Consider the following 19,916-nt stretch of genomic DNA (forward strand, 5'->3'; position numbering starts at 1 on the left):
GGGGCGCGGCAGTTTCCTGCCAAATGACCGTTTACACAAAAATTCTTACACGCCCATCCATGGAAACATCTGCTCTTGGAATCGGCCATCGATCAATGCCAAAATTTGAATGGCAGGTAAGCGCCATATTTCAGACTTATTTCGGATCGAAACTCAAGGTCAGCTTTGGCCGAGAGCCGCCTGAGGGAATATTGGCCCCTTGGCCTGCAAGTTTTCAAGGCGTCAACCGGGCAATCGCTCAAGCCTATAGCGTTTTACTGGATGGCCAAAACTTCGAATAGATTAACGAGAGTGCGGCGTTTCTGTCGTATCCGACTCATCGATGCCGAGATCCAAATACAGGTTGCCCGGTTCCGTGATGTGGGAACGGCCATGAAATTCTGGATTTTTTTTCGCGTCACGCAAAACTCGTCGTAAGCCTCTTTGGGTCAACGGTCGTAGGCGGCTGTCGCGAAATGTGCAGTTCCCTGTAGCATCTACGGCCAGTAAGTACTCGGTATAGAGTCGGGCTTGTTTTCCGGGACGGGCGTAAATTTCTACCGAGAACAACTGCCCAGGTATCAAACGATGCACGTCGCGCCGGCGCAACAGGATGGCCTGATGATCGGTGTCGTACTCAACGATATCCATTTCCAACGCAACTCGGGCAACGGGACGCGCAAAAGGCTCTGAGAGCAAGGGCTCGGCCCAAGCCATGGATTCTGAAATTGTTGCCAAACCTAGCGAGGTCAACAAGGCGTCCAGTTTATTCATGGTCATCGCCAACTTCCTTTACTTGGAGTTGGACAGTTCTGTGCTGAAGAAAATTCAAGCGTACATCGCCAACAAGGAAGGCTCGGGCCTTAATCCCAGTACAGGAGTGGAAGTATCGAGAACTCCTACGAAAGCCTACTCTGGATACGTTCACGCCGCATCGCCCTAGATAATGGATATGTACGGTGGGAATCCAGCATGCTTTCATCTCAAAGGAATGCTGGGCACGGCAAGACATACAGAACACCGGGAAGACCTCTGGAACTATTTCTACCGAAGCATTCTGAACTTCGAACTGGCAGCAAAAGCGTTCGGAGATCAGGATTTGTTCGACCAGATTCACGCGTTCACCGTCGAGTTCGAAGAAGCTGCGGGTAAAGACTACTCTCCAAAACCTATCCAAAAAAGAAGCTAGCGGCTAAACGACCCACGAAAAAGTAGCTCAACCATCTTCGTGATCAAACTACCGCGCTTCGCTTGCTTCCTGGCTTGTTTGGCTTCGCCAGCCCAAGCCCAAGCTCTGTTCTTTCTACCCCCTGTAAAATAGAAGCTAACAACCAAGGCAAGGCACGAGCAGTGAACCGTAGGGGATTATTAGAAAGGCGGAGGAGAATTGGAGTATCCCAGTCTACAAACTTACCAGTTTCTTGAGTCTCAAACTGCGCCTCGCTTTTGTTACCACGCGGTCAGTTGGGTAACATTCTTTGTAATGGCATCAGACAACTTCACGCTTGGAATCCAAAATGACCTGAATTTCCATCAGCATGGAAAGCCTCAGCGATCCATCCTGGCTATGGATTTGTGGACAATTCGCCTACGGCGAACCGGGGAGCTTGCCGTGGATAACCCAGCGGGTTATCCACCGCGCCCCCCGTTACCCACAGCCTCCACAGCCCAATCCCGCAGCCTGCCGTGGAAAACGCTTCGCGTTTCCCACCGCGCTGCGGCCGAAACATGCATAGATAAATCCCCTAAAGCAAAACATCTTCAACGCGCTCGTGTTACTCGCCACCGCCAAATGCTCGTAAAACCCATGGAGTTGTCAGTGTGCGGTAAAGTACGAGGGCCAGACCAACCTCTTCCGAGTTTTGGACAACATTTCACGAATTCTGGTACAAAAAGCAAAATGCCGGAGTTCGACCGCAAGGTGATCGAAACCCTGCGCGAACCGCTCGAAACCGGGCGCATCCACATCGCCCGCGCCGCCCGGCGCGCCGAATTCCCAGCCGAATTCCAGCTGGTCGCGGCGATGAACCCCTGTCCCTGCGGTTTTCTCGGGCATGGCAACAACAGATGCCGGTGTACCCCGGACCAGGTTTCACGCTATCGCGGCAAGCTCTCCGGCCCCTTCCTCGACCGCATCGACCTGATCATCGAGGTCCCCGCCCTGCCCGCCGAAGCGCTGGCCGACAAGCAGGAGGCGGAATCCTCCGCCTCCGTGCGCGCCCGGGTCGAAGCCGCCCTGGCCCGGCAGACCGCCCGCCAGGGCAAGCCCAACGCCCGCCTCGACACGCCGGAAATCGACGCCAGCTGCCAGCCGGACGAGGCGGGCAGCAAGCTGCTCAAGCAAGCCACGGCGCAACTCGACCTCTCGGCCCGCGCCTGGCACCGCGTGCTCAAGGTCGCCCGCACCATCGCCGACCTGGCCGGCAGCGCCGACATCCGCGCGCCGCACGTCGCCGAAGCCATCCAGTACCGGCGTTTCGCACGTGGCTGAAGAAAACCGGCGCAGCACCCGGGGCATCGCCACGCTGCTGGCTTCGCTGTCGGCGCTCGGCCCCTTCTCCATCGACACCTATCTGCCGTCGTTCCACGAGATCGGCGAAAAGCTGCACGCCACGCCGCTGGAAGTGCAGCAGACCCTGTCGGCCTACCTGTTCTCCTTCGCCTTGATGACGCTGTGGCACGGCGCCATTTCCGACCGCTTCGGCCGACGCAAGGTGATCCTCGTGGCCATCGGCCTGTTCGCCCTCGCCTCCGCCGGCTGCATGCTGGCCACCCGCATCGAGCACCTGTGGTTCTGGCGGGCCATGCAGGGCATCACCGCCGGCGCCGGGATCGTCATCAGCCGGGCCATCGTCCGCGACCTGTTCGACGGCGCCGCCGCCCAGAAGCTGATGTCGCAGATCACCATGATGTTCGCGCTGGCCCCCGCCATCGCGCCGGTGATCGGAGGCTGGCTGCAGACCCTGTTCGGCTGGCGCTCGGTGTTCGCCTTCCTGGTTGTCGCCACCGGCGCGCTGTGGCTGGCCTGCTGGAAGCTGATGCCGGAAACCCTGCCCCCCGACAAACGCCAATCCCTGCGCCCCGCCTACCTGGCATCGACCTACTGGAAAGTGATGAGCTCGCCGCACTTCCTGACCGCCTGCGCGGCGCTGGCGCTCAATTTCGGCGGCTTCTTCCTCTACATCCTGTCGGCCCCGGTCTTCCTGATGACCCACCTGGGCGTTCCGGAAACCGGCTTCCTGTGGCTTTTCGGGCCGGCCATGAGCGGGCTGATCGGCGGCTCCTGGCTGTCCGGCCGCCTGGCCGGCAAGGTCTCGCTGCCACGCACCATCGCCCTCGGCTATGCGCTGATGGCCAGCGCCGCCGGCATCAACCTGCTGGTCAATGCGTTCATCCCGCCGGGATTGCCATGGAGCGTCCTGCCCATTTTCGGCTACACGCTGGGGATGTCGCTGGCCACGCCCTGCCTGAGCATCTTCGCGCTCGACCCCTTCCCCGCCCAGCGCGGCCTGGCCGCCTCATGCCAGACCTTCTTCCAGTCCGGCTTCAACGGCCTGACCGCCGCGCTGATCGCCCCCGCGCTATGGGGCTCGACATTGACGCTGTCGCTCGGCATGGCCGGCCTGATGCTGCTCGGCGGCAGCGCCGCGCTGCTCCATCAACGATTACGTCTGGTACCACGGTAGGCCGCGAAAACGCCAACCGCCCAGGGTGCCGCGGTGGTAATCGTCGTCGAGCGGCCCTTCGAAGCCCTCCAGCACGTTGATCACCCGCACGAACCCGGCTGCCTCCAGCGCCCCCCCGGCATCGACCGAACGCCTTCCGCTGCGGCAGATGAGCAGGACCGGGCGACTCAGGTCGCCTTTCACCACCCGCGCCACCTTGGCGGCGAACTGCGGGTCGATTTCCCAATCCGGCCCCTCCTGCCAGGCCACATGCTCCGAGCCAGCCGGAAAGCCGACGTACATGTACTCGGTTTCGGTCCGGCAATCGACCAGCACGGCCTGCGCATCCTGCTGCAGGAGGTCGTAGGCGGCCTGGGGATCGAGGTGCTGCATCGGCATATCCGAAAATAAGGGGAGATGGATATTATGAAAGAGAGCCCGCCAGGGCGTAAACTTGCCTTTCCCCACCGACCGGAGTTTGCATGAAACTGCCCGCCTGGATATCCGCCGCCGCCTCGGCCATCGTCGCCGCCGCCCTGCCGGCCTGCGACTTCGTCAATCTTCAGGAAATCAAGCCGGGCGTCACGACGCAGGCCGATGTCCGTTCGCGCATGGGCGAACCCGGCTTCATCCACTGGAACGACGACGGCACGGCGACCTGGGAATACGCCCGCCAGCCGAACGGCAGCAGCTGCTACATGATCACCTTCGGCCAGGACCACGTGGTCGCCAAGGTCGAGCAGGTGCTCAACGACGCCAACTACGCCAGGGTCCGCGTCGGCATGAGCAAGGATGACATCCGCCGCCTGCTCGGCGCGCCGGGCAGCAAGCAGACCTTCAACAACCTGCGCGAGGAAATCTGGGAATGGCGCATCGAAGGGATGCCGCCGATGGACGAAACCTATTTCATGGTGCATTTCGACACCGACAACGGCGGGGTCAAGAAAACCTCCAAACGCGTCGCGGTGAAGGGCTAGGGGTGTTTTTACCGTCACCGGCGGGGCGTTAAAACACCCCAAAAATCAACGTACTTGGCAGCCCGGGCCGCCCCCGGTAAACTAACGCTTCTGCCGAGGAGCGCTGCGACCCTTCCATTCAAGGGGCCAGGCTCGGCAATGATCAACGGCGCTCGCAAACCCCTAGCTTCTCCTAGTCCCGGTTTGTGGCGCCGTTTGCTATTGCGGCGCCCCCGGTGCGAATTCTGGTAACAAACCGCTTTGCCGAGGTGATCCATGCAGCCCGATCGTACGTCCGAACTCTCCACCCTGCTCCAGCAACGCCTGCTCGTCCTCGACGGCGCCATGGGCACGATGATCCAGCGCCACGGGCTGCAGGAGGCCGACTACCGGGGCACGCGCTTCGCCGATCACGGGCACGACCTGAAGGGCAACAACGACCTGCTGGTGCTGACCCGCCCCGACATCATCGGCGGCATCCACCGCGAGTACCTCGAAGCCGGCGCCGACATCCTCGAGACCTGCACCTTCAACTCGACCGCCGTGTCGCAGGCCGACTACAACCTGTCGGAACTGGTCTATGAGCTGAACAAGGAAGGCGCCGCGCTGGCCCGCCGCCTGTGCGACGAATTCACCGCCGCCAACCCGGCCAAGCCGCGCTTCGTCGCCGGCGTGCTCGGCCCGACCAGCCGCACCGCGTCGATCTCGCCGGACGTGAACGACCCCGGCTACCGCAACGTCAGCTTCGACGAACTGGTCGCCAACTATCTCGAAGCCATCCGCGGCCTGGTCGATGGCGGCGCCGACATCCTGCTCGTCGAAACCGTCTTCGACACGCTGAACGCCAAGGCGGCGCTGTTCGCCATCGAACAATTCTTCGAGCAGGCCGGCCGCCGCTGGCCGGTGATGATCTCCGGCACGATCACCGACGCCTCCGGCCGCACCCTGTCCGGGCAGACCGCCGAGGCCTTCTGGAACTCGCTGCGCCACGTCCAGCCCTTGAGCTTCGGCCTGAACTGCGCGCTCGGCGCCAAGGAGCTGCGCCAGTACGTCGAGGAGCTGTCCCGCGTCTGCGACTGCTACGTCTCGGCCCACCCCAACGCCGGCCTGCCCAATGCCTTCGGCGGCTACGACGAAACCGCCGACATGCTGGCCGACGAGATCGAGAGCTGGGCGAAAGCCGGCATCGTCAACATCGTCGGCGGCTGCTGCGGCACCTCGCCCGAACACATCGCCGCCATCGCCCGGCGCGTCGCGCCGGTCGCCCCGCGCGCCATTCCGGCCATCGAGCCGGCGCTGCGCCTGTCCGGCCTGGAAGCCTTCAACGTCGACCACAACTCGCTGTACGTCAACGTCGGCGAGCGGACCAACGTCACCGGCTCCAAGGCCTTCGCCCGCATGATCCTCGAGGGCCGCTTCGACGACGCGCTGGCCGTCGCCCGCCAGCAGGTCGAGAACGGCGCCCAGGTCATCGACATCAACATGGACGAGGCGATGCTCGATTCGCTGGCCGCCATGGACAAGTTCCTCAAGCTGATCGCCTCGGAACCGGACATCTCCCGCGTACCGATCATGATCGACTCGTCGAAGTGGGAAGTCATCGAGGCCGGCCTCAAGTGCATCCAGGGCAAGGGCATCGTCAATTCGATCTCGATGAAGGAAGGCGAAGCCAAGTTCCTCGAGCAGGCCAGGCTGGCCCGCCGCTACGGCGCCGCGGTCATCGTCATGGCCTTCGACGAGCAGGGCCAGGCCGACACCTTCGCCCGCAAGACCGAGATCTGCGGCAAGGCCTACGCACTGCTCACCGGCATCGGCTTCCCGGCCGAGGACATCATCTTCGACCCGAACATCTTCGCCATCGCCACCGGCATCCCGGAGCACGACAACTACGCCGTCGATTTCATCGAGTCGGTGCGCTGGATCAAGCAAAACCTGCCGCACGCGCACATTTCCGGCGGCGTTTCCAACGTCTCGTTCAGCTTCCGCGGCAACGACCCGGTACGCGAGGCGATCCACACCGTCTTCCTCTACCACGCCATCCAGAACGGCATGACCATGGGCATCGTCAACGCCGGCATGCTCGGCGTGTACGACGACCTTGAGCCGGAACTGCGCGCCAAGGTCGAGGACGTGGTGCTCAACAAGAACCCCGGCGCCGGCGAGGCGCTGGTCGATTTCGCGCAGACGGTCAAGGAAGGCAAGGCCAAGGACAGCGGCCCCGATCTGTCGTGGCGCGAGCAGTCCGTGGAAAAGCGCCTCGAACACGCGCTGATCAAGGGCATCACCGATTTCGTTGTGGCCGATACCGAGGAAGTGCGCGCCAAGCTGGAAAGCGAGGGCAAGCCGCCGCTCGCCGTCATCGAAGGCCCGCTGATGGCCGGCATGAACCACGTCGGCGACCTGTTCGGCGCCGGCAAGATGTTCCTGCCGCAGGTCGTCAAGTCGGCCCGCGTCATGAAGCAGGCGGTCGCCCACCTGCTGCCCTTCATCGAGGCGGAAAAGAGCCGCACCGGCCTGGGCAGCAAGGGCAAGATCCTGATGGCGACGGTCAAGGGCGACGTGCACGACATCGGCAAGAACATCGTCGGCGTCGTCCTCGGCTGCAACGGCTACGACATCGTCGACCTAGGCGTCATGGTCTCCTGCGACAACATCCTGAAGGCGGCGCTGGAGCATCGCGTGGACATCATCGGCCTGTCCGGCCTGATTACCCCGTCGCTCGAGGAAATGGCCCACGTCGCGGCCGAGATGAAGCGCCAAGGCATGAGCCAGCCGCTGCTGATCGGCGGCGCAACGACCAGCCGCGCCCACACCGCGATCAAGATCGCCACCAACACCGATAGCCCGGTGGTCTACGTGCCGGATGCCTCGCGCGCCGTCGGCGTCGCCACCAAACTGCTGTCCCTCGAGCAAAAGGCGGCTTATGTCGCCGAAATCGCCGCCGAGTACGAAACGGTGCGCGCCGAACACGCCGGCCGCAAGGGCGCCACGCTGGTGACGCTGGATGAGGCCCGGGCCAATCGCTTCGTGCCCGCTGCGGACTTCACGCCGCTCGCCCCCAGGGCATTGGGCCTGCACACCCTCGATCTCGATCTCGACACGCTGTCGCTGTTCATCGACTGGTCGCCGTTCTTCCAGAGCTGGGACCTGGCCGGCCGCTACCCGGCCATCCTCGACAACGAAACGGTCGGCGAAACCGCCCGCCAGCTGTTCGCCGACGCCAAGGAGATGCTGGGCAGGATCATCAGCGAGGAATGGCTGAGCGCCCGCGCCGTCTTCGGGCTGTACCCGGCACGCGGCGACAACGAGGACGTGATCGTCTACGCCGACGCCGCGCGCACGCAGGAAATCGCCCGCTGGGTCGGCCTGCGCCAGCAGCACAAGCAGCCGAAAGGCCGCTACAACGTCGCGCTGGCCGACTATGTCGGCGAAAACGATTACGTCGGCGCCTTCGCCGTCACCGCCGGCCTCGGCATCGACGCCAAGGTCGCCGAATTCGAGGCGGCCAACGACGACTACTCGGCGATCATGCTCAAGGCCCTGGCCGACCGCCTGGCCGAAGCCGCCGCCGAGTGGCTGCACATGCGGGTGCGCACCGACTACTGGGGCTACGCCGCCGGCGAAACCCTCGACAACGATGCGCTGATCGCCGAGGAATACAAGGGCATCCGCCCCGCCCCCGGCTACGCCGCCTGCCCGGACCACACCGCCAAGCGCGACCTGTTCGCCCTGCTCGACGCCCCGGCCAACGCCGGCATGGGCCTCACCGAATCCTGCGCCATGACCCCGGCGGCGGCGGTGTCCGGCTTCTACATCGGCCACCCGGCGGCCAGCTACTTCGCCATTCCCAAGATCGGCCGCGACCAGCTCGACGACTGGGCAAAGCGCAAGGGCATGGCGATCAAGGACGCGGAATACTGGCTGGCCCCCTTGCTGTGATCCTGCACACCCAGCGCGAACTCGGGCCGCTCAACACCCTGGCCCTGCCCGGCCGGGCGGCCCGTTTCGCCCGCATCGAAACCGCCGGGGCCTTGCGCGACCCGCTGCTCGCGCAAGAGCCGCGTTTCATCCTCGGCGGCGGCAGCAACCTGGTGCTGGGCGGCGACGTCGACCGGCTGGTGCTGCACATGGCGATTCCCGGCAAACGCCTGCTCGGGGAAGATGCCGAGGCTTTCTACGTCGAAGCCGGCGCCGGCGAAAACTGGCACGACTTCGTGCAATGGACGCTGGCCCAGGGCTGGCCGGGGCTGGAAAACCTGTCGCTGATCCCGGGCACGGTCGGCGCCGCGCCGATCCAGAACATCGGCGCCTACGGCCTGGAAGTCGGCGAACTGCTGCAGTCGGTAACTGCCTGGGATTTCGAGCGCCAGGTGGAGGTCGGCTTCAATCGCGACGACTGCCGCTTCGCCTATCGCGACAGCCGGTTCAAGCAGGAAGGCTGGCACCTGAACGGGCGGCTGGCGATCACCGCGGTACTCTTCCGGCTGCCCAAGGCCTGGCGGCCCAACTGCCGTTACGCAGACGTGGCGCAGGAACTGCTCGCCCGCGACATCGCCGCCCCGACCGCCCGCGACATCGCCGATGCCGTGATCGCCGTGCGCCAGCGCAAGTTGCCCGACCCGGCCCGCCTCCCGAACGCCGGAAGCTTCTTCCACAACCCGGTGCTCGATGCCGCCCCGGCGGCTGCGCTGAAGGCGGCCCATCCCGGCCTGCCCTGCTACCCGCAAGCCGACGGCCGCGTCAAACTGGCGGCCGGCTGGCTGATCGAGCAGGCCGGCTGGAAAGGCAAGGCGCTCGGCCCGGTCGGCATGTACGAAAAGCAGGCCCTGGTCCTGGTCAATCACGGCGGCGCCACCGGCCGCGACGTCAGGCGGACCATGGCGGCCGTGCAGGCATCGGTCAGCGAAAAATTCGGCGTCGCGCTGACGCCGGAACCGATCTTCCTCTGAACGCTACTCCGCTGCCTTGACGTAAAGGCAGGCGGCGATGCCGGTCGCCACGGCATCGGCCATGCGCGCCTGGCGCGCCGGATCGAGCAGTTCCAGCTCCTCGTCGCGATGCTTGATCACCCCGGCCTCGAAGAGGACGGCGGGCAGGCCGGTCCGATACAGCACGACCAGATTGTCGTAGTACCAGACGCCGTTTTCCGCATCGGCCGGCTGGTGCTTGCGGGCGTGCCATGTCGACGGCGCGAAGCCGGCCCGCCGCATCATCGCGCCGATGGCCGAGGCACAGCGCAGACTCGTTGCCGGATCGGGATTCTGCGCCGAGACGAAGATGCCGTAGCCGCGCTTGACCTCGGTATGGCGCTGCGGCTTGCCCTCCCATTCCCAGTCGAGCAGCCAGGCTTCGCCGATCGAATCGTGGTGGATGGAGATGAAGAAATCGCTGCCCTCGGCGGCCTGCGGCCGGGCGTGCAGGCTGCCGATCCGGCCGTCGAAATTGACTTCCCGGACACCGAGATCGCGCCGGCGCAGCGTCGTCGCCAGGAGGCCGGCAAAATCGCGATTGAAGGCGAACTCCGTCCGCCCCCGGGCGCTGATCGCGCCGCCGTCCACGACGCCATGGCCGACATCGACGGCAACCAGCGGGGCGGCGGCGGCGAGCGGGGACAAGGCCAGGGCGACGAGCGGCAGGATGGTTTTCATGCACGAATTATGGCGGCAAATTAACATGTCGCCTCCATCCATTGAAAGGGAAGCGATGCGCCCTAGCCTGATTCTTCTGGCTGCGCTGTCACTGCCGGCATACGCCGCGGAAAAGACGGGAGCCGAGGTTTACGAGAGCACCTGCCGGGAATGCCACGGCAGCGGCGCGCACCAGGCCCCGGTATTCGGCGACAGCAAGCGCTGGGGAAAGCTGGTCCGCGAAGGATTGAACGACCTGGTGCCGAGCGCCCTCGCCGGTATCCGCAAGATGCCCGCCAAAGGCGGAAATCCGGCCTTGAGCGATGCCGAGGTCGCCCGCGCGGTAATCTACATGGCCAACGCCGGCGGCGGCCGCTTCGGCGACCCCGGCGAGGCCGACCTCGCCCGCTGGCGCAAGAAAGCCGACAAACGAACGAAAAAATGACATGCCGACACTGACCGTCTTCTCCGCCCTGACCCCCGAGCCCAGCCACGACCATCCCCGTCCCGACCGGCTGGTCAGCGGGAACCCGCGACGCACCACCTGGGAACACTTCCTGAGCGCCAACGGCGACCTGTCCGCCGGCATCTGGGCTTGCGAACCCGGCGCCTGGAACATCGCCTTCGCCCCGGGAAAGGACGAGTTCTTCTGCGTCATCGCAGGCCGGCTGCGCATTTCCGACGACCAGGGCAAGGCCGCCGAGTTCGGCCCCGGCGATGCCTGCGTCATTCCATCCGGATTCACCGGAACCTTCGAAGTCCTTGAATCGGTGCGCAAACACTATGTGCTGATAGATCGCCCCGCGCGAATTGCGCTATAGTTTTGCCGACGCAAGGGGGAAAAATGACAAAAGAAACAAGCCAACCACGAGGCACCAGCGCCCACATGCCGGACCTCAACTGGAGCCAGGTCCGGGAAACCGTATTGATGCTCGAATTGGCGGCCGTCCAGATCGAATCGGCGATGAAGGACAGCAATGCCTCCGTCGAGGTGCTGACCGACTCGTTCACCAGCATGGCAAGCTACATGCGGAAGATTGCCGATACCGTCCACACGCTACCCGACGACGGCGAAATCGGTGTCGCCAAGCAAAGCCTGAGCGGCGTCTCCGAGCACGTCTCGGGCATGGTGCACCAGGCCATCATCGCCTTCCAGTTCTACGACAAGCTGGTCCAGCGCCTGGCCCATGTCGGCCTCAGCCTCGGCGACCTCAGCGACCTGGTCGCCGACCCGCGCCGCCTGTTCAATCCCGGCGAATGGGTTGGCCTGCAAGACAAGATCAAGACCAAATACACCACCCGCGAGGAAATCGCCATGTTCGATGCGGTCATGCAGGGTGTCCCCGTCCAGGAAGCGGTCGACAAGTTCATGGCCGACATGAAGGACAAGAGCGACGACATCGAGCTCTTCTAGTCCACGCGCAATCCCGTCAGACGCAGACCCGATCCGCACGACAACCGCAGGAGGCCCATCCCCATGACAGAAGCCAGCGACGAATTGCCGGACCTCCCGGGCATCGACAAGGCCGCAGGCCTGCGACGCCTGATGAACAAGCCGAAGCTCTACGAGAAGGTCCTGCGCGACTTTCACGCCCGCTTCCGCAACGAGACGCAGACGCTGCGCGCCGCCATCGACAGCGGCGACCTGGCCACCGCCGAACGGCTGGCCCACAGCGCCAAGGGCCTGGCGGGAACGATCGGCGCCGGCGGCCTGCAGGATATCTCGCGGGTTCTGGAACTCGCCCTGCATAATGGCGACCCGCTGCTCGAAGACTACTTCACCGGCTTCGCCCAGGAACTCGCCACGGTGCTCGCCGGCATCGCCCAGGGCTTCGGCATCGCTGCCGACAACTGACGCCGCTCAGAAGGCGGCGGGCGCCTCCCAGACGATGTTGGCCTTGCGGCCGCCCTTCGCCGTCCGTTCCAGCATGTCGATCAGCGGCCAGGCACGCTGGCCCAGCGCAACGACCGGCTCCTTTTTCCTGCCGTCGGCATCGACCTCGTCTTCCGCCGGCGGCGCCTCGGCCCGGCTCACCGCCTCGCGCAGCTGTTGCGCGGCGGCCAGCATTTCGTCGGGCAGGAAAGCCCCCTTGGCCGTCGTTTCCTTGCCGAGAACCTGCAACAGGCTCCTGGCCGCTTCGGCGAACATCAGAATTTCACCGGTTTCGCTGGAGATAAAGCGAACCAACATGATTTTTCCTTTCGATCGGTAACATCCCCGTTGTCATCCAAGCCGGCATTCGGGTAAATTGAAGCGGCGGGAGACAACAAACATGACGATACATCTTAACGCCAATCCCTGGGACAACGGGACAGATGAACTGGAGCGCTACGCACTGGAAGAATGCGTCAAGCGCCAGCGCATCGATCATCGCGTCTCCGTCCTCATCGTATCCGACAAGCGCTGCGAGCTGGCGCCCAAGCTGGCCAACCTCGGCGCCCAGGTGCTGGTTGTCGACCGCCCGGCATTCCAGCAGGAAATCGAAGGCCGTATCCTGGCCTCCGGCCTGCGCGACCAGATTTCCTTCATGGCCTCGGAACTGAACGCGCTACCCGAGGTTTTCCCGGGCCAGCCCTTCGACATGATCATCGTCCGCCGCGGCCTGTGCGGCCTGCCCTACGACAAGGCCCGGCAGACCGTCCGCCGCCTGCTGCTGCAATTGCGCATCGGCGGCAAGCTCTACGTGTCGGTGCTCGGCCTGCACTCCGAACTGGGCCAGGACTATGCCGACGGCAATGCACTGATCGAACAGCGCTTCGCGTCGCTGGCCAGCCCGCTCGCCGACAAGTACGACATACGCCACCCGGTCTGCCTGTACACCGAGCGCAACCTGTTCATGCTGCTGCTCGATGCAGGTGCCAGCGTCCTGCGCACGCTGACCACGACCTACGGCAACATCAAGGGCGTCGCCGTCCGCGTCTGATGCGTTCCTGAAGGCCTTTCCGGACCGTCATGCGGCAAGCTGGCGGTTCGGATCGGGATAACAGTCCGACTTGGCTGCAGCTTTGTTCGCCGGATTTTATGGCATAGTATGCCAATATAAATCCGGCTCAGGAGCCTCCTCATGCCAACCCGCAATGTTGTTCTTACTGACCACCAGGCTCACTTCGTCGAGCAACTCGTCACCTCCGGGCGTTATCAGAACGCCAGCGAAGTTCTGCGTGAAGGCTTGAGGCTGGTCGAGCGCCGTGAATCGGAAGACGAAGTGCGTCTTGCTGCCTTGCGCGATGCAGCCAAGGCCGGCATTGCCGATATCGAGGCCGGAAAATTCCGCAGTTTCGGCACGGCGGAGATGCTCGGCGAGCATCTGGCCGGGCTGAGCTCCGAAGTGACCGAGGCCTAGTGGCCAGAGATATTTGGGCTATCCGCCTGTCGGCTTCCGCAGAGGCCGATTTCCGCCAGATTTTGCGGTGGACGGCAGATCGCTTCGGCTCGGCGCAAGCCAGAACCTATGCTGATACGCTGTCATCGGCGCTGCAAGCCCTGTGCACTGGCCCATCCCTCATCGGGATCAAGGAGCGGCCGGAAATCGGCAGCAACATCCGGACCCTTCATGTTGCGCGCAACGGGCGCAAAGGCCGGCATTTCATCATGTTTCGGGTCGCCGATGCCCAGGACGGCAAGGTCATCGACGTTCTGCGACTCCTGCATGACAGCATGGACCTGGAGCGGCATTTGCTGCCCGAAGGTTAGCCACCGGATAAAATGGCCTGCACCGTCCAACAAGGCAGCCAATCATCATGTCGCTACGTATCGGAATCGACCTCGGCGGCACCAAGATCGAGATCGTCGCCCTCGACGAGCAGGGCACTGAACTGCTGCGCCGACGCGTCGACACGCCGCAAGGCGATTATCTCGGCACGGTCATGGCCGTCGCCGGGCTGGTGGAAGCCGCCGAGGATGAGCTGGGCCGGCGGGGCAGCGTCGGCATCGGCATACCGGGTGCCGAATCGCTGGCCACGGGCCTGATCAAGAATGCCAACTCGACCTGCCTGATCGGCAAACCGCTGCGCCGCGACCTGCAGGCCCTGCTCCAGCGCGAGCTGCGGCTGGCCAACGACGCCAACTGCTTCGCCCTGTCGGAAGCCATCGACGGCAGCGGCCGCGACGCCGAGATCGTGTTCGGCATCATTCTCGGCACCGGGGTCGGCGGCGGCATCGTGATGCGCCAGCAGGTCCTGGTCGGGGCCAACGCCATCGCCGGCGAGTGGGGACACAATCCCCTGCCCGCCCTGCCGGGCGACGAACATCCGCCCCCCGCCTGCTACTGCGGGCGCCGGGCTTGCATCGAGGCCTACCTGTCCGGCCCCGGGCTGAGCGCCGACCATGCCCGCCACACCGGCATCCATCTCGATGCGGCGACGATTGCGCGCGACGCCGAGAAGGGTGACGCAGCCTGCGAGGCGACGCTGCGGCGTTACGAAGAACGCCTCGGCCGGGCCCTGGCCGGAGTGATCAACATACTGGACCCGCAGGTCGTGGTTTTCGGCGGCGGCCTCTCCAACATGCAGCGGCTTTACCGCAACCTGCCCGAGCGCTGCGCGCCGCACGTTTTTTCCGACACCGTCCGGACGCGCTTCCTGCCGCCCACGCACGGCGACTCGTCCGGCGTACGCGGCGCGGCCTGGCTGTGGAGCTGACGGCCCGGGTGCAGCCGCAGCCGGCAAGGGTTTTCCAGTGCTTACATTTGCCGGTCGGGATGGCAAAATCGCATGATGAAGGCAAATATCTCCCTCTTTGTCGGCGGCATTCGCCCGCTCCCTGAGTCCGGCCGGCCGACCGGCATGTACAAGCAAGCGGTGGGCGGCCCGATCGAACTCGGGCCTGAAGGCTTCGCCGGCGACCAGCAAGCCGATCGCCGGGTACACGGCGGTCCCGACAAGGCGGTCCACCTCTATCCCGCGGCGCACTACGCCAAGCTCGCCGCCCGCTTTCCGGAAGTCGCCGGGCAGTTGGTGGTCGGCAGCATCGGCGAAAACATCTCGACCGGGGATCTCGACGAAAACGATGTCCGGCTCGGCGACATCTGGCAGCTCGGCACGGCCCGCCTGCAGGTCTGCCAGCCGCGCAGCCCGTGCTGGAAGATCGACGAGCGTTACGCCTGCGACGGCATGGCGCAATTCATTGCCGAACAGCGGCTGACCGGATGGTACTGGCGGGTCGTCACCCCGGGCGCCGTCGGCCCCGGCGACGCCCTGCTCCTTGAACGGAGCGATCCGGCAGCCTTCACGCTGGCCGACGCCATGCTGCTCTGGCAGGCGCATCGCCCGTCGCTGGCGGCGATGGAAAAACTGGAGGCGACCCCGGGCATCGCCGACAACTGGCGGCAAAAGATCGCCAACCGGCTCGTCTGGCTGCGCAAGCATGCGGACCAGGCGCCGCCCCCCGTCACCGCCTTCCACGCGAAACCGGAGAATCCGTGAGCAATCCCCCGCATCAGGCCAACTGGCTCAGGCTTTTCCTGCCTTTTGCCGCCGGTTACTTCCTGTCCTACCTGTTCCGTACGGTCAATGCCGTCATCGGTCCCGTCCTGGCCCGCGAACTCAATCTCGCCGACAACGCCCTCGGCCTGCTGACCAGCACCTATTTCCTCGCTTTCGGAGCCGCCCAGTTGCCGCTGGGCATGCTGCTCGACCGCTTTGGTCCGCGCCGCGTCGAGTCGGCGCTGCTGCTGCTCGCCGGCACCGGCGTCGCCGTGTTCGCCATGAGCGACACGCTGGGCGGCCTGGCCGTCGGCCGCGCCCTGATCGGTCTCGGCGTTTCGGCCTGCCTGATGGCCTCCTTCAAGGCCTTCGCGCTATGGTTCCCGCCCGAGCGCCAGGCTTCGCTGACCGGCTGGGTCATGGCGGCCGGCGGACTGGGTGCGCTGGCCGCCTCCAAGCCGCTGGAAATCGCCATCGGCTTCACCAGCTGGCGGGTCATCGCCCTCGGGCTGGCGGTGGCAACGGTGATCGTCGCCGCCATCATCTGGCTGCGCGTGCCGGATGCGCACAGCGACCACGAAGGCGCCGGCTTTGGCGAACAGCTGGCCGGGGTCAAGGCGGTATTCTCGAGTCGCCACTTCTGGCGCTACGCGCCGATGGGGCTGATGATGACCGGCGGCTTCATGGCCGTGCAGGGCCTGTGGGCCTCGCGCTGGATGATGGTGTTGGAGAACATGGACCGCGCCGCAGTGGCCGTGCGCCTGACCTGGATCAGCGGCGCCATGCTGGCCGGCTTTCTGTTCATGGGCTTCTTCGCGACCGGCCTGGTCCGGCGCGGCATCAAGCTGGAGAAGGTTTACATCGGCGCGATGCTGGCCGCCCTGCTCAGCTTTGCCGCGATCAGCTTCCAGCCGGGCTTTGCCGGCGACCTGCTGTGGCCTATCCTCGGCATCTGCTTCTCGCTGTCGAACATCGCCTATTCGCTGGTTTCCCAGGCTTTCCCGCCGGCGCTGTCGGGACGCGCCAACACCGCCCTGAACCTGCTGGTCTTCGCCGGCGCCTTCGGGCTGCAATGGGGCATCGGCGGTTTTGTGGACCTGCTGCAGGCGCAGGGCTGGGCCGGCGAGGCGGCATTCCGCGCCGCCTTCCTGTCGCTGCTAGGCGGTCAGGCGCTGGCCTTCGTCTGGCTCGTGCTCCCGCACCGCCGGGCTTGAAACTGCGAGGTCGACCTGCTGCAGGTGGCCGACCTCGCCCGACTCCGTCAGATAGACCCCGGCGGCGCGAATCTGGCCGAGTAGCGCGTTGTCGGCGGTTTTCAACGTGAACGGCGCCTCGACCGAACCGGTGTAGAGCGCCCCGATGCCGCGCTGCGCCAGCGACGACAGGCCGTCGCCCGACCACACGGCCAGTTTCCGGTAGGCGGCATCGTTCTCGTCCAGCCAGCCGTTGCCGTCGTCGTCGAGTTCGGCCAGGTCGGCAAAGCCGTTGCCGCTGGCGACGCCGAACAATTCGCGACCGTCGTCGGCCTTGCCGTTGCCGTTGCGGTCGAAGACGAGAAATCCGCAATGCTTGCCCAAGCCCGGAATTTCCTCGGCCTTGCCGTCGGCATCGAGATCGAAACGGATGCGCTCGGTCGACAGTTCGGCGGCATTGCCGTCGAAGCTGAGGATCAGGGGGTCCTGCAGGGTCACGCTGCCGCTGGCGACCTGCGTCGACGTACGCTCATAGTCGCGCGCCAGGCGCAGCGAGAAGTCGAACGCGATCTCCCGGCCATCCCGGGTCCGCACGCAGCCTTCGCCGCAAACGTCGGTACGCTCGCTTTCCTTGACCGTCTCGACGACCCGGTTGGTCCACGTCATTTCCCGCGAGCGCCCGGCCGGAGCGACTTCGGCCGGCAAGGGCTCGGTGGCGGCAAAGTTTTCCTTGCACTTCTTGCCGTCGAGCGCCGCCAGGATGGCATCGACCAATGATTGCAGCATTTTCTGCAGGCGCTTGCGGGCCTCGCCTTCGTTGTCCGCCGGGGTAGCTGCCAGCTGCTGGAAAACCTGGCGGAAGCCCGTCGTGCTCGTCATCTCGATACTGCGACTGGAACTGGCTTCGTGGCTGGCCGCGAGGTGTACCGTCGACTCCGCGATTTTCATGATGCGCTCCTTGCGATGGATGGGATGCCATCTCTGCAAGGGTCGTGCCGATCAGAACTCCAGCGGGTCGACCTCGATATGCCAGCGCAGGCGGGAGGGCGCCTTGAGGCCTTCGATGGCTTCGCGCCACTGTGGCAGGAAAGCCTGCAACGCCGGGCGCGAATGCGATTCGGCGAGGAGCTGGCCGCGCTCGAGGTTGGCCAGGCGGGCCATCTTCATCGGTACCGGATCGTAGATCAGGACGTTGTCGTGAGCGGCAATGACCGGCAAGGCCGCCGCCGCTTTCAGGAAGGCGATGGCATCGGCCATGTCGGGCGCCTCGGCGCGCAGCATGGCCTGGAAGGTGTAGGGCGGAAAACCGGCCTGCTCGCGCTCGGTCAGCTGGCCGCCGGCGAAACCGGGGTAGTCGTGGGCGACCAGCGCGGCGAACAGCGGATGATCCGGATACTGCGTCTGGATCAGCACTTCGCCCTTCAGTTCGGCCCGCCCTGCCCGGCCGGCGACCTGCATGAGCTGGGCGAACAGCCGCTCCGGCGCGCGGCAGTCGGCGGCGAACAGCGCCGAATCGGCGCCCAGGATGCCGACCAGGGTCAGCTTGGGAAAATCGTGTCCCTTGGCCAGCATCTGCGTGCCGACCAGGATGTCGGCCTCGCCGCCGTGGATGCGTTCGAGGACCGCCTCCCACTGCTTGCGGCTCTTCACCGCGTCGCGATCGACACGCAGGATGCGGGCATCCGGAAACTGCTCCTGCAACCAGCCCTCGAGGCGCTGCGTGCCCCGCCCGAAAGGGTGGATATCCTGGTTACCGCAGGTCGGGCAGGCTTTCGGGATGCGGTATTCGAAGCCGCAGTGATGGCAGCGCAGGCGCCGGTCGGCCAGGTGCAGCACCATGTTCGCCGCACAGCGTTTGCAGCGGGATACCCAGCCGCAGGGCGGGCAGGCCAGGACCGGGGCATAACCCCGTCGGTTGAGGAAGACGAGGCTTTGCTCGCCGCGTTCCAGGCGGGCCTGGATGGCCGCGATCAGCGGCTCGCTGACCCCCTCCTTCAAGGCCATGCGCCGCGTGTCGAGCACCTTCACCGTCGGCAGCGTGGCTTCCGGGTTGGCCCGCTGCTCCAGGGTCAGCATGCGGTAGCGCTTGGTCCGGGCATTCGACCACGATTCCAGCGAGGGGGTCGCCGAACCCAGGAGGACGGGGATTTTCAACTGGTTGGCCCGGAACACCGCGACATCGCGGGCCGAATAGCGCATGCCGTCCTGCTGCTTGAACGAGGCGTCGTGCTCCTCGTCGACGACGATCAGCCCGAGCCGCGGCATGGGCGTGAAGATGGCCAGGCGGGTGCCGAGCACGATGCTCGCCTCGCCGGAAAACGCCGCCCGCCAGTTGCGCTCGCGCGCCGCCTCGGCCAGTTCGCTGTGCAGGGAAACCACGCTGCGCTCCGGAAAGCGGGCGCGCACCCGGCCCTCGAGCTGGGGCGTCAGGTTGATCTCGGGGACGAGCAGCAGGACCTGCTTGCCTGCCGCCAGCGCCTTGTCGATCAGGCGCAGGTAAACCTCGGTCTTGCCGCTGCCGGTCACGCCATGCAGCAGGTAGGCGGCAAACCCCGCGCCCGGATCGATGGCCGCCACGGCCGCGGCCTGCTCGCCGGTCAGTTCCGGCGGCGCCAGCGCGGCGGGCGGCTTGGCGGCACGGCCATTGCGCCGGTCCGGCGGATCGAGGCGCTTGAGGCCGGCCGGCAAGGCCTGCAGCACGACCTCCCCGAAAGCGGCCTGGTAGTAGGTGCTGGCAAATTCGCAAAGCCCCAGGAAGTCGCGGGGCAAGGGCGGCAGATCACGTAGTATGTCGCCGGCGGCCTTGAGTTGCTCGACCGGCCAGTCGCTGGCATCGGCGACGTCCACGATGACCCCGAGCTTTTCGCCGCGCCCGAACGGGACCCGGACGCGCAAGCCGACATCCTCCGGGCTGGCCGCCGCGCTGACATAGTCGAAGAGTCGATGCAGCGGCAAATCGAGGGCAACGCGCAAAACAGGCATCGTTTCAGCGGCCGAGGCCGTCATTTCTCCGAAAAAACGGGCAGGTTCGATTCAAAATCGACGGCTTTTGGAGTTGTCCACAAAAACTGT

General features: G+C 65.1%; 23 protein-coding genes and 1 riboswitch. Of the genes, 17 read left to right on the forward strand and 6 right to left on the reverse strand.

Translation table 11 applies throughout. The features are described 5' to 3' along the window. Positions 1-281, forward strand: a 281-nt coding sequence (locus tag Q0P59_RS16430; RefSeq protein WP_295008274.1) for a hypothetical protein, incomplete at its 5' end; no start/stop codon positions are given. A 1-nt stretch (position 282) separates the two neighbouring features. On the opposite strand, the gene Q0P59_RS16435 is transcribed toward Q0P59_RS16430, so the two are convergent. Next, on the reverse strand, positions 283-753 hold the full coding sequence (locus tag Q0P59_RS16435; protein ID WP_295008276.1) for a hypothetical protein: 471 nt from the start codon (positions 751-753) through the stop codon (positions 283-285). A 172-nt stretch (positions 754-925) separates the two neighbouring features. On the opposite strand from Q0P59_RS16435, the gene Q0P59_RS16440 reads away from it, so the two are divergent. The 3 genes from Q0P59_RS16440 to Q0P59_RS16450 all read left to right on the forward strand — a co-directional run bounded on the left by Q0P59_RS16440 (position 926) and on the right by Q0P59_RS16450 (position 3,665). After that, positions 926-1,168 (forward strand): hypothetical protein, encoded by a 243-nt coding sequence (locus tag Q0P59_RS16440; RefSeq protein WP_295008278.1) that lies wholly within the window; start codon positions 926-928, stop codon positions 1,166-1,168. Between the two features lie 711 nt (positions 1,169-1,879). Then, the gene (locus Q0P59_RS16445; RefSeq protein WP_366090985.1) at positions 1,880-2,470 is read left to right on the forward strand and encodes an ATP-binding protein; all 591 of its coding nucleotides are present in this window, start codon (positions 1,880-1,882) and stop codon (positions 2,468-2,470) included. Next, entirely contained in the window at positions 2,463-3,665 is a 1,203-nt protein-coding gene (locus tag Q0P59_RS16450) for a multidrug effflux MFS transporter (RefSeq protein ID WP_295008280.1), read from the forward strand. Before Q0P59_RS16445 ends, Q0P59_RS16450 begins: the two co-directional genes overlap by 8 nt. Here Q0P59_RS16450 and Q0P59_RS16455 read toward each other — a convergent pair. Then, positions 3,645-4,037: a rhodanese-like domain-containing protein gene (locus Q0P59_RS16455; protein WP_295008282.1), complete on the reverse strand. Its 393-nt coding sequence runs from the start codon at positions 4,035-4,037 to the stop codon at positions 3,645-3,647. The genes Q0P59_RS16450 and Q0P59_RS16455 overlap by 21 nt on opposite strands. Before the next feature lie 89 nt (positions 4,038-4,126). Between Q0P59_RS16455 and bamE the strand changes: the two genes are divergently transcribed. The 3 genes from bamE (at position 4,127) to murB (ending at position 9,549) form a co-directional block, all read left to right on the forward strand. Next, positions 4,127-4,621, forward strand: coding sequence for an outer membrane protein assembly factor BamE (gene bamE, locus Q0P59_RS16460; RefSeq protein ID WP_295008284.1), 495 nt, complete (start codon positions 4,127-4,129; stop codon positions 4,619-4,621). Between the two features lie 89 nt (positions 4,622-4,710). Next, positions 4,711-4,782: riboswitch (S-adenosyl-L-homocysteine riboswitch) on the forward strand. A 94-nt stretch (positions 4,783-4,876) separates the two neighbouring features. Beyond that, positions 4,877-8,539, forward strand: coding sequence for a methionine synthase (gene metH, locus Q0P59_RS16465; protein WP_295008286.1), 3,663 nt, complete (start codon positions 4,877-4,879; stop codon positions 8,537-8,539). Beyond that, positions 8,536-9,549, forward strand: coding sequence for a UDP-N-acetylmuramate dehydrogenase (gene murB / locus Q0P59_RS16470; RefSeq protein WP_295008288.1), 1,014 nt, complete (start codon positions 8,536-8,538; stop codon positions 9,547-9,549). Before metH ends, murB begins: the two co-directional genes overlap by 4 nt. A 3-nt stretch (positions 9,550-9,552) precedes the next feature. On the opposite strand, the gene Q0P59_RS16475 is transcribed toward murB, so the two are convergent. Next, a complete protein-coding gene (locus tag Q0P59_RS16475; protein WP_295008290.1) occupies positions 9,553-10,248 on the reverse strand; it encodes an N-acetylmuramoyl-L-alanine amidase in 696 nt (231 codons plus the stop codon). Between Q0P59_RS16475 and Q0P59_RS16480 the strand changes: the two genes are divergently transcribed. The 4 genes from Q0P59_RS16480 to Q0P59_RS16495 all read left to right on the forward strand — a co-directional run bounded on the left by Q0P59_RS16480 (position 10,238) and on the right by Q0P59_RS16495 (position 12,082). Continuing rightward, a complete protein-coding gene (locus Q0P59_RS16480; protein WP_295008292.1) occupies positions 10,238-10,672 on the forward strand; it encodes a c-type cytochrome in 435 nt (144 codons plus the stop codon). The genes Q0P59_RS16475 and Q0P59_RS16480 overlap by 11 nt on opposite strands. Before the next feature lies 1 nt (position 10,673). Beyond that, complete coding sequence (locus Q0P59_RS16485) at positions 10,674-11,048, forward strand: cupin domain-containing protein (RefSeq protein ID WP_295008294.1); 375 nt, start codon at positions 10,674-10,676, stop codon at positions 11,046-11,048. Positions 11,049-11,113: 65 nt separating this feature from the next. Then, positions 11,114-11,641, forward strand: coding sequence for a hypothetical protein (locus Q0P59_RS16490; RefSeq protein ID WP_295008296.1), 528 nt, complete (start codon positions 11,114-11,116; stop codon positions 11,639-11,641). A gap of 63 nt (positions 11,642-11,704) precedes the next feature. After that, positions 11,705-12,082, forward strand: coding sequence for an Hpt domain-containing protein (locus Q0P59_RS16495; RefSeq protein ID WP_295008298.1), 378 nt, complete (start codon positions 11,705-11,707; stop codon positions 12,080-12,082). Positions 12,083-12,088: 6 nt separating this feature from the next. On the opposite strand, the gene Q0P59_RS16500 is transcribed toward Q0P59_RS16495, so the two are convergent. Then, positions 12,089-12,418, reverse strand: coding sequence for a DUF1840 domain-containing protein (locus Q0P59_RS16500; RefSeq protein ID WP_295008300.1), 330 nt, complete (start codon positions 12,416-12,418; stop codon positions 12,089-12,091). A gap of 82 nt (positions 12,419-12,500) precedes the next feature. Between Q0P59_RS16500 and Q0P59_RS16505 the strand changes: the two genes are divergently transcribed. From Q0P59_RS16505 to Q0P59_RS16530, 6 genes are all read left to right on the forward strand, one after another. Further along, on the forward strand, positions 12,501-13,151 hold the full coding sequence (locus Q0P59_RS16505) for a hypothetical protein (protein ID WP_295008302.1): 651 nt from the start codon (positions 12,501-12,503) through the stop codon (positions 13,149-13,151). Positions 13,152-13,292: 141 nt separating this feature from the next. Further along, complete coding sequence (locus Q0P59_RS16510) at positions 13,293-13,571, forward strand: type II toxin-antitoxin system ParD family antitoxin (RefSeq protein ID WP_295008304.1); 279 nt, start codon at positions 13,293-13,295, stop codon at positions 13,569-13,571. Then, on the forward strand, positions 13,571-13,921 hold the full coding sequence (locus tag Q0P59_RS16515) for a type II toxin-antitoxin system RelE/ParE family toxin (protein ID WP_295008306.1): 351 nt from the start codon (positions 13,571-13,573) through the stop codon (positions 13,919-13,921). The genes Q0P59_RS16510 and Q0P59_RS16515 overlap by 1 nt, the downstream gene beginning before the upstream one ends. A 47-nt stretch (positions 13,922-13,968) precedes the next feature. Beyond that, the gene (locus Q0P59_RS16520) at positions 13,969-14,868 is read left to right on the forward strand and encodes an ROK family protein (RefSeq protein ID WP_295008308.1); all 900 of its coding nucleotides are present in this window, start codon (positions 13,969-13,971) and stop codon (positions 14,866-14,868) included. 72 nt (positions 14,869-14,940) lie between these two features. Next, complete coding sequence (locus tag Q0P59_RS16525) at positions 14,941-15,651, forward strand: MOSC domain-containing protein (RefSeq protein ID WP_295008310.1); 711 nt, start codon at positions 14,941-14,943, stop codon at positions 15,649-15,651. Further along, positions 15,648-16,865, forward strand: a complete 1,218-nt coding sequence (locus Q0P59_RS16530) for an MFS transporter (RefSeq protein WP_295008312.1) — start codon at positions 15,648-15,650, stop codon at positions 16,863-16,865. The genes Q0P59_RS16525 and Q0P59_RS16530 overlap by 4 nt, the downstream gene beginning before the upstream one ends. Here Q0P59_RS16530 and Q0P59_RS16535 read toward each other — a convergent pair. Together Q0P59_RS16535 and Q0P59_RS16540 are read right to left on the reverse strand one after the other, a co-directional pair. Then, positions 16,809-17,792 (reverse strand): hypothetical protein, encoded by a 984-nt coding sequence (locus Q0P59_RS16535; protein WP_295008314.1) that lies wholly within the window; start codon positions 17,790-17,792, stop codon positions 16,809-16,811. The two genes, Q0P59_RS16530 and Q0P59_RS16535, sit on opposite strands and share 57 nt — an antisense overlap. A gap of 51 nt (positions 17,793-17,843) precedes the next feature. Then, positions 17,844-19,826 carry a primosomal protein N' gene (locus Q0P59_RS16540; protein WP_295008316.1) on the reverse strand — a complete coding sequence of 661 codons (1,983 nt, stop codon included), beginning with the start codon at positions 19,824-19,826 and terminating at the stop codon, positions 17,844-17,846. Positions 19,827-19,916 lie beyond the last annotated feature (90 nt).

It is taken from the genome of uncultured Dechloromonas sp. (assembly GCF_945957265.1).
In the GTDB taxonomy this organism is placed as follows: Bacteria; Pseudomonadota; Gammaproteobacteria; order Burkholderiales; family Rhodocyclaceae; genus Azonexus.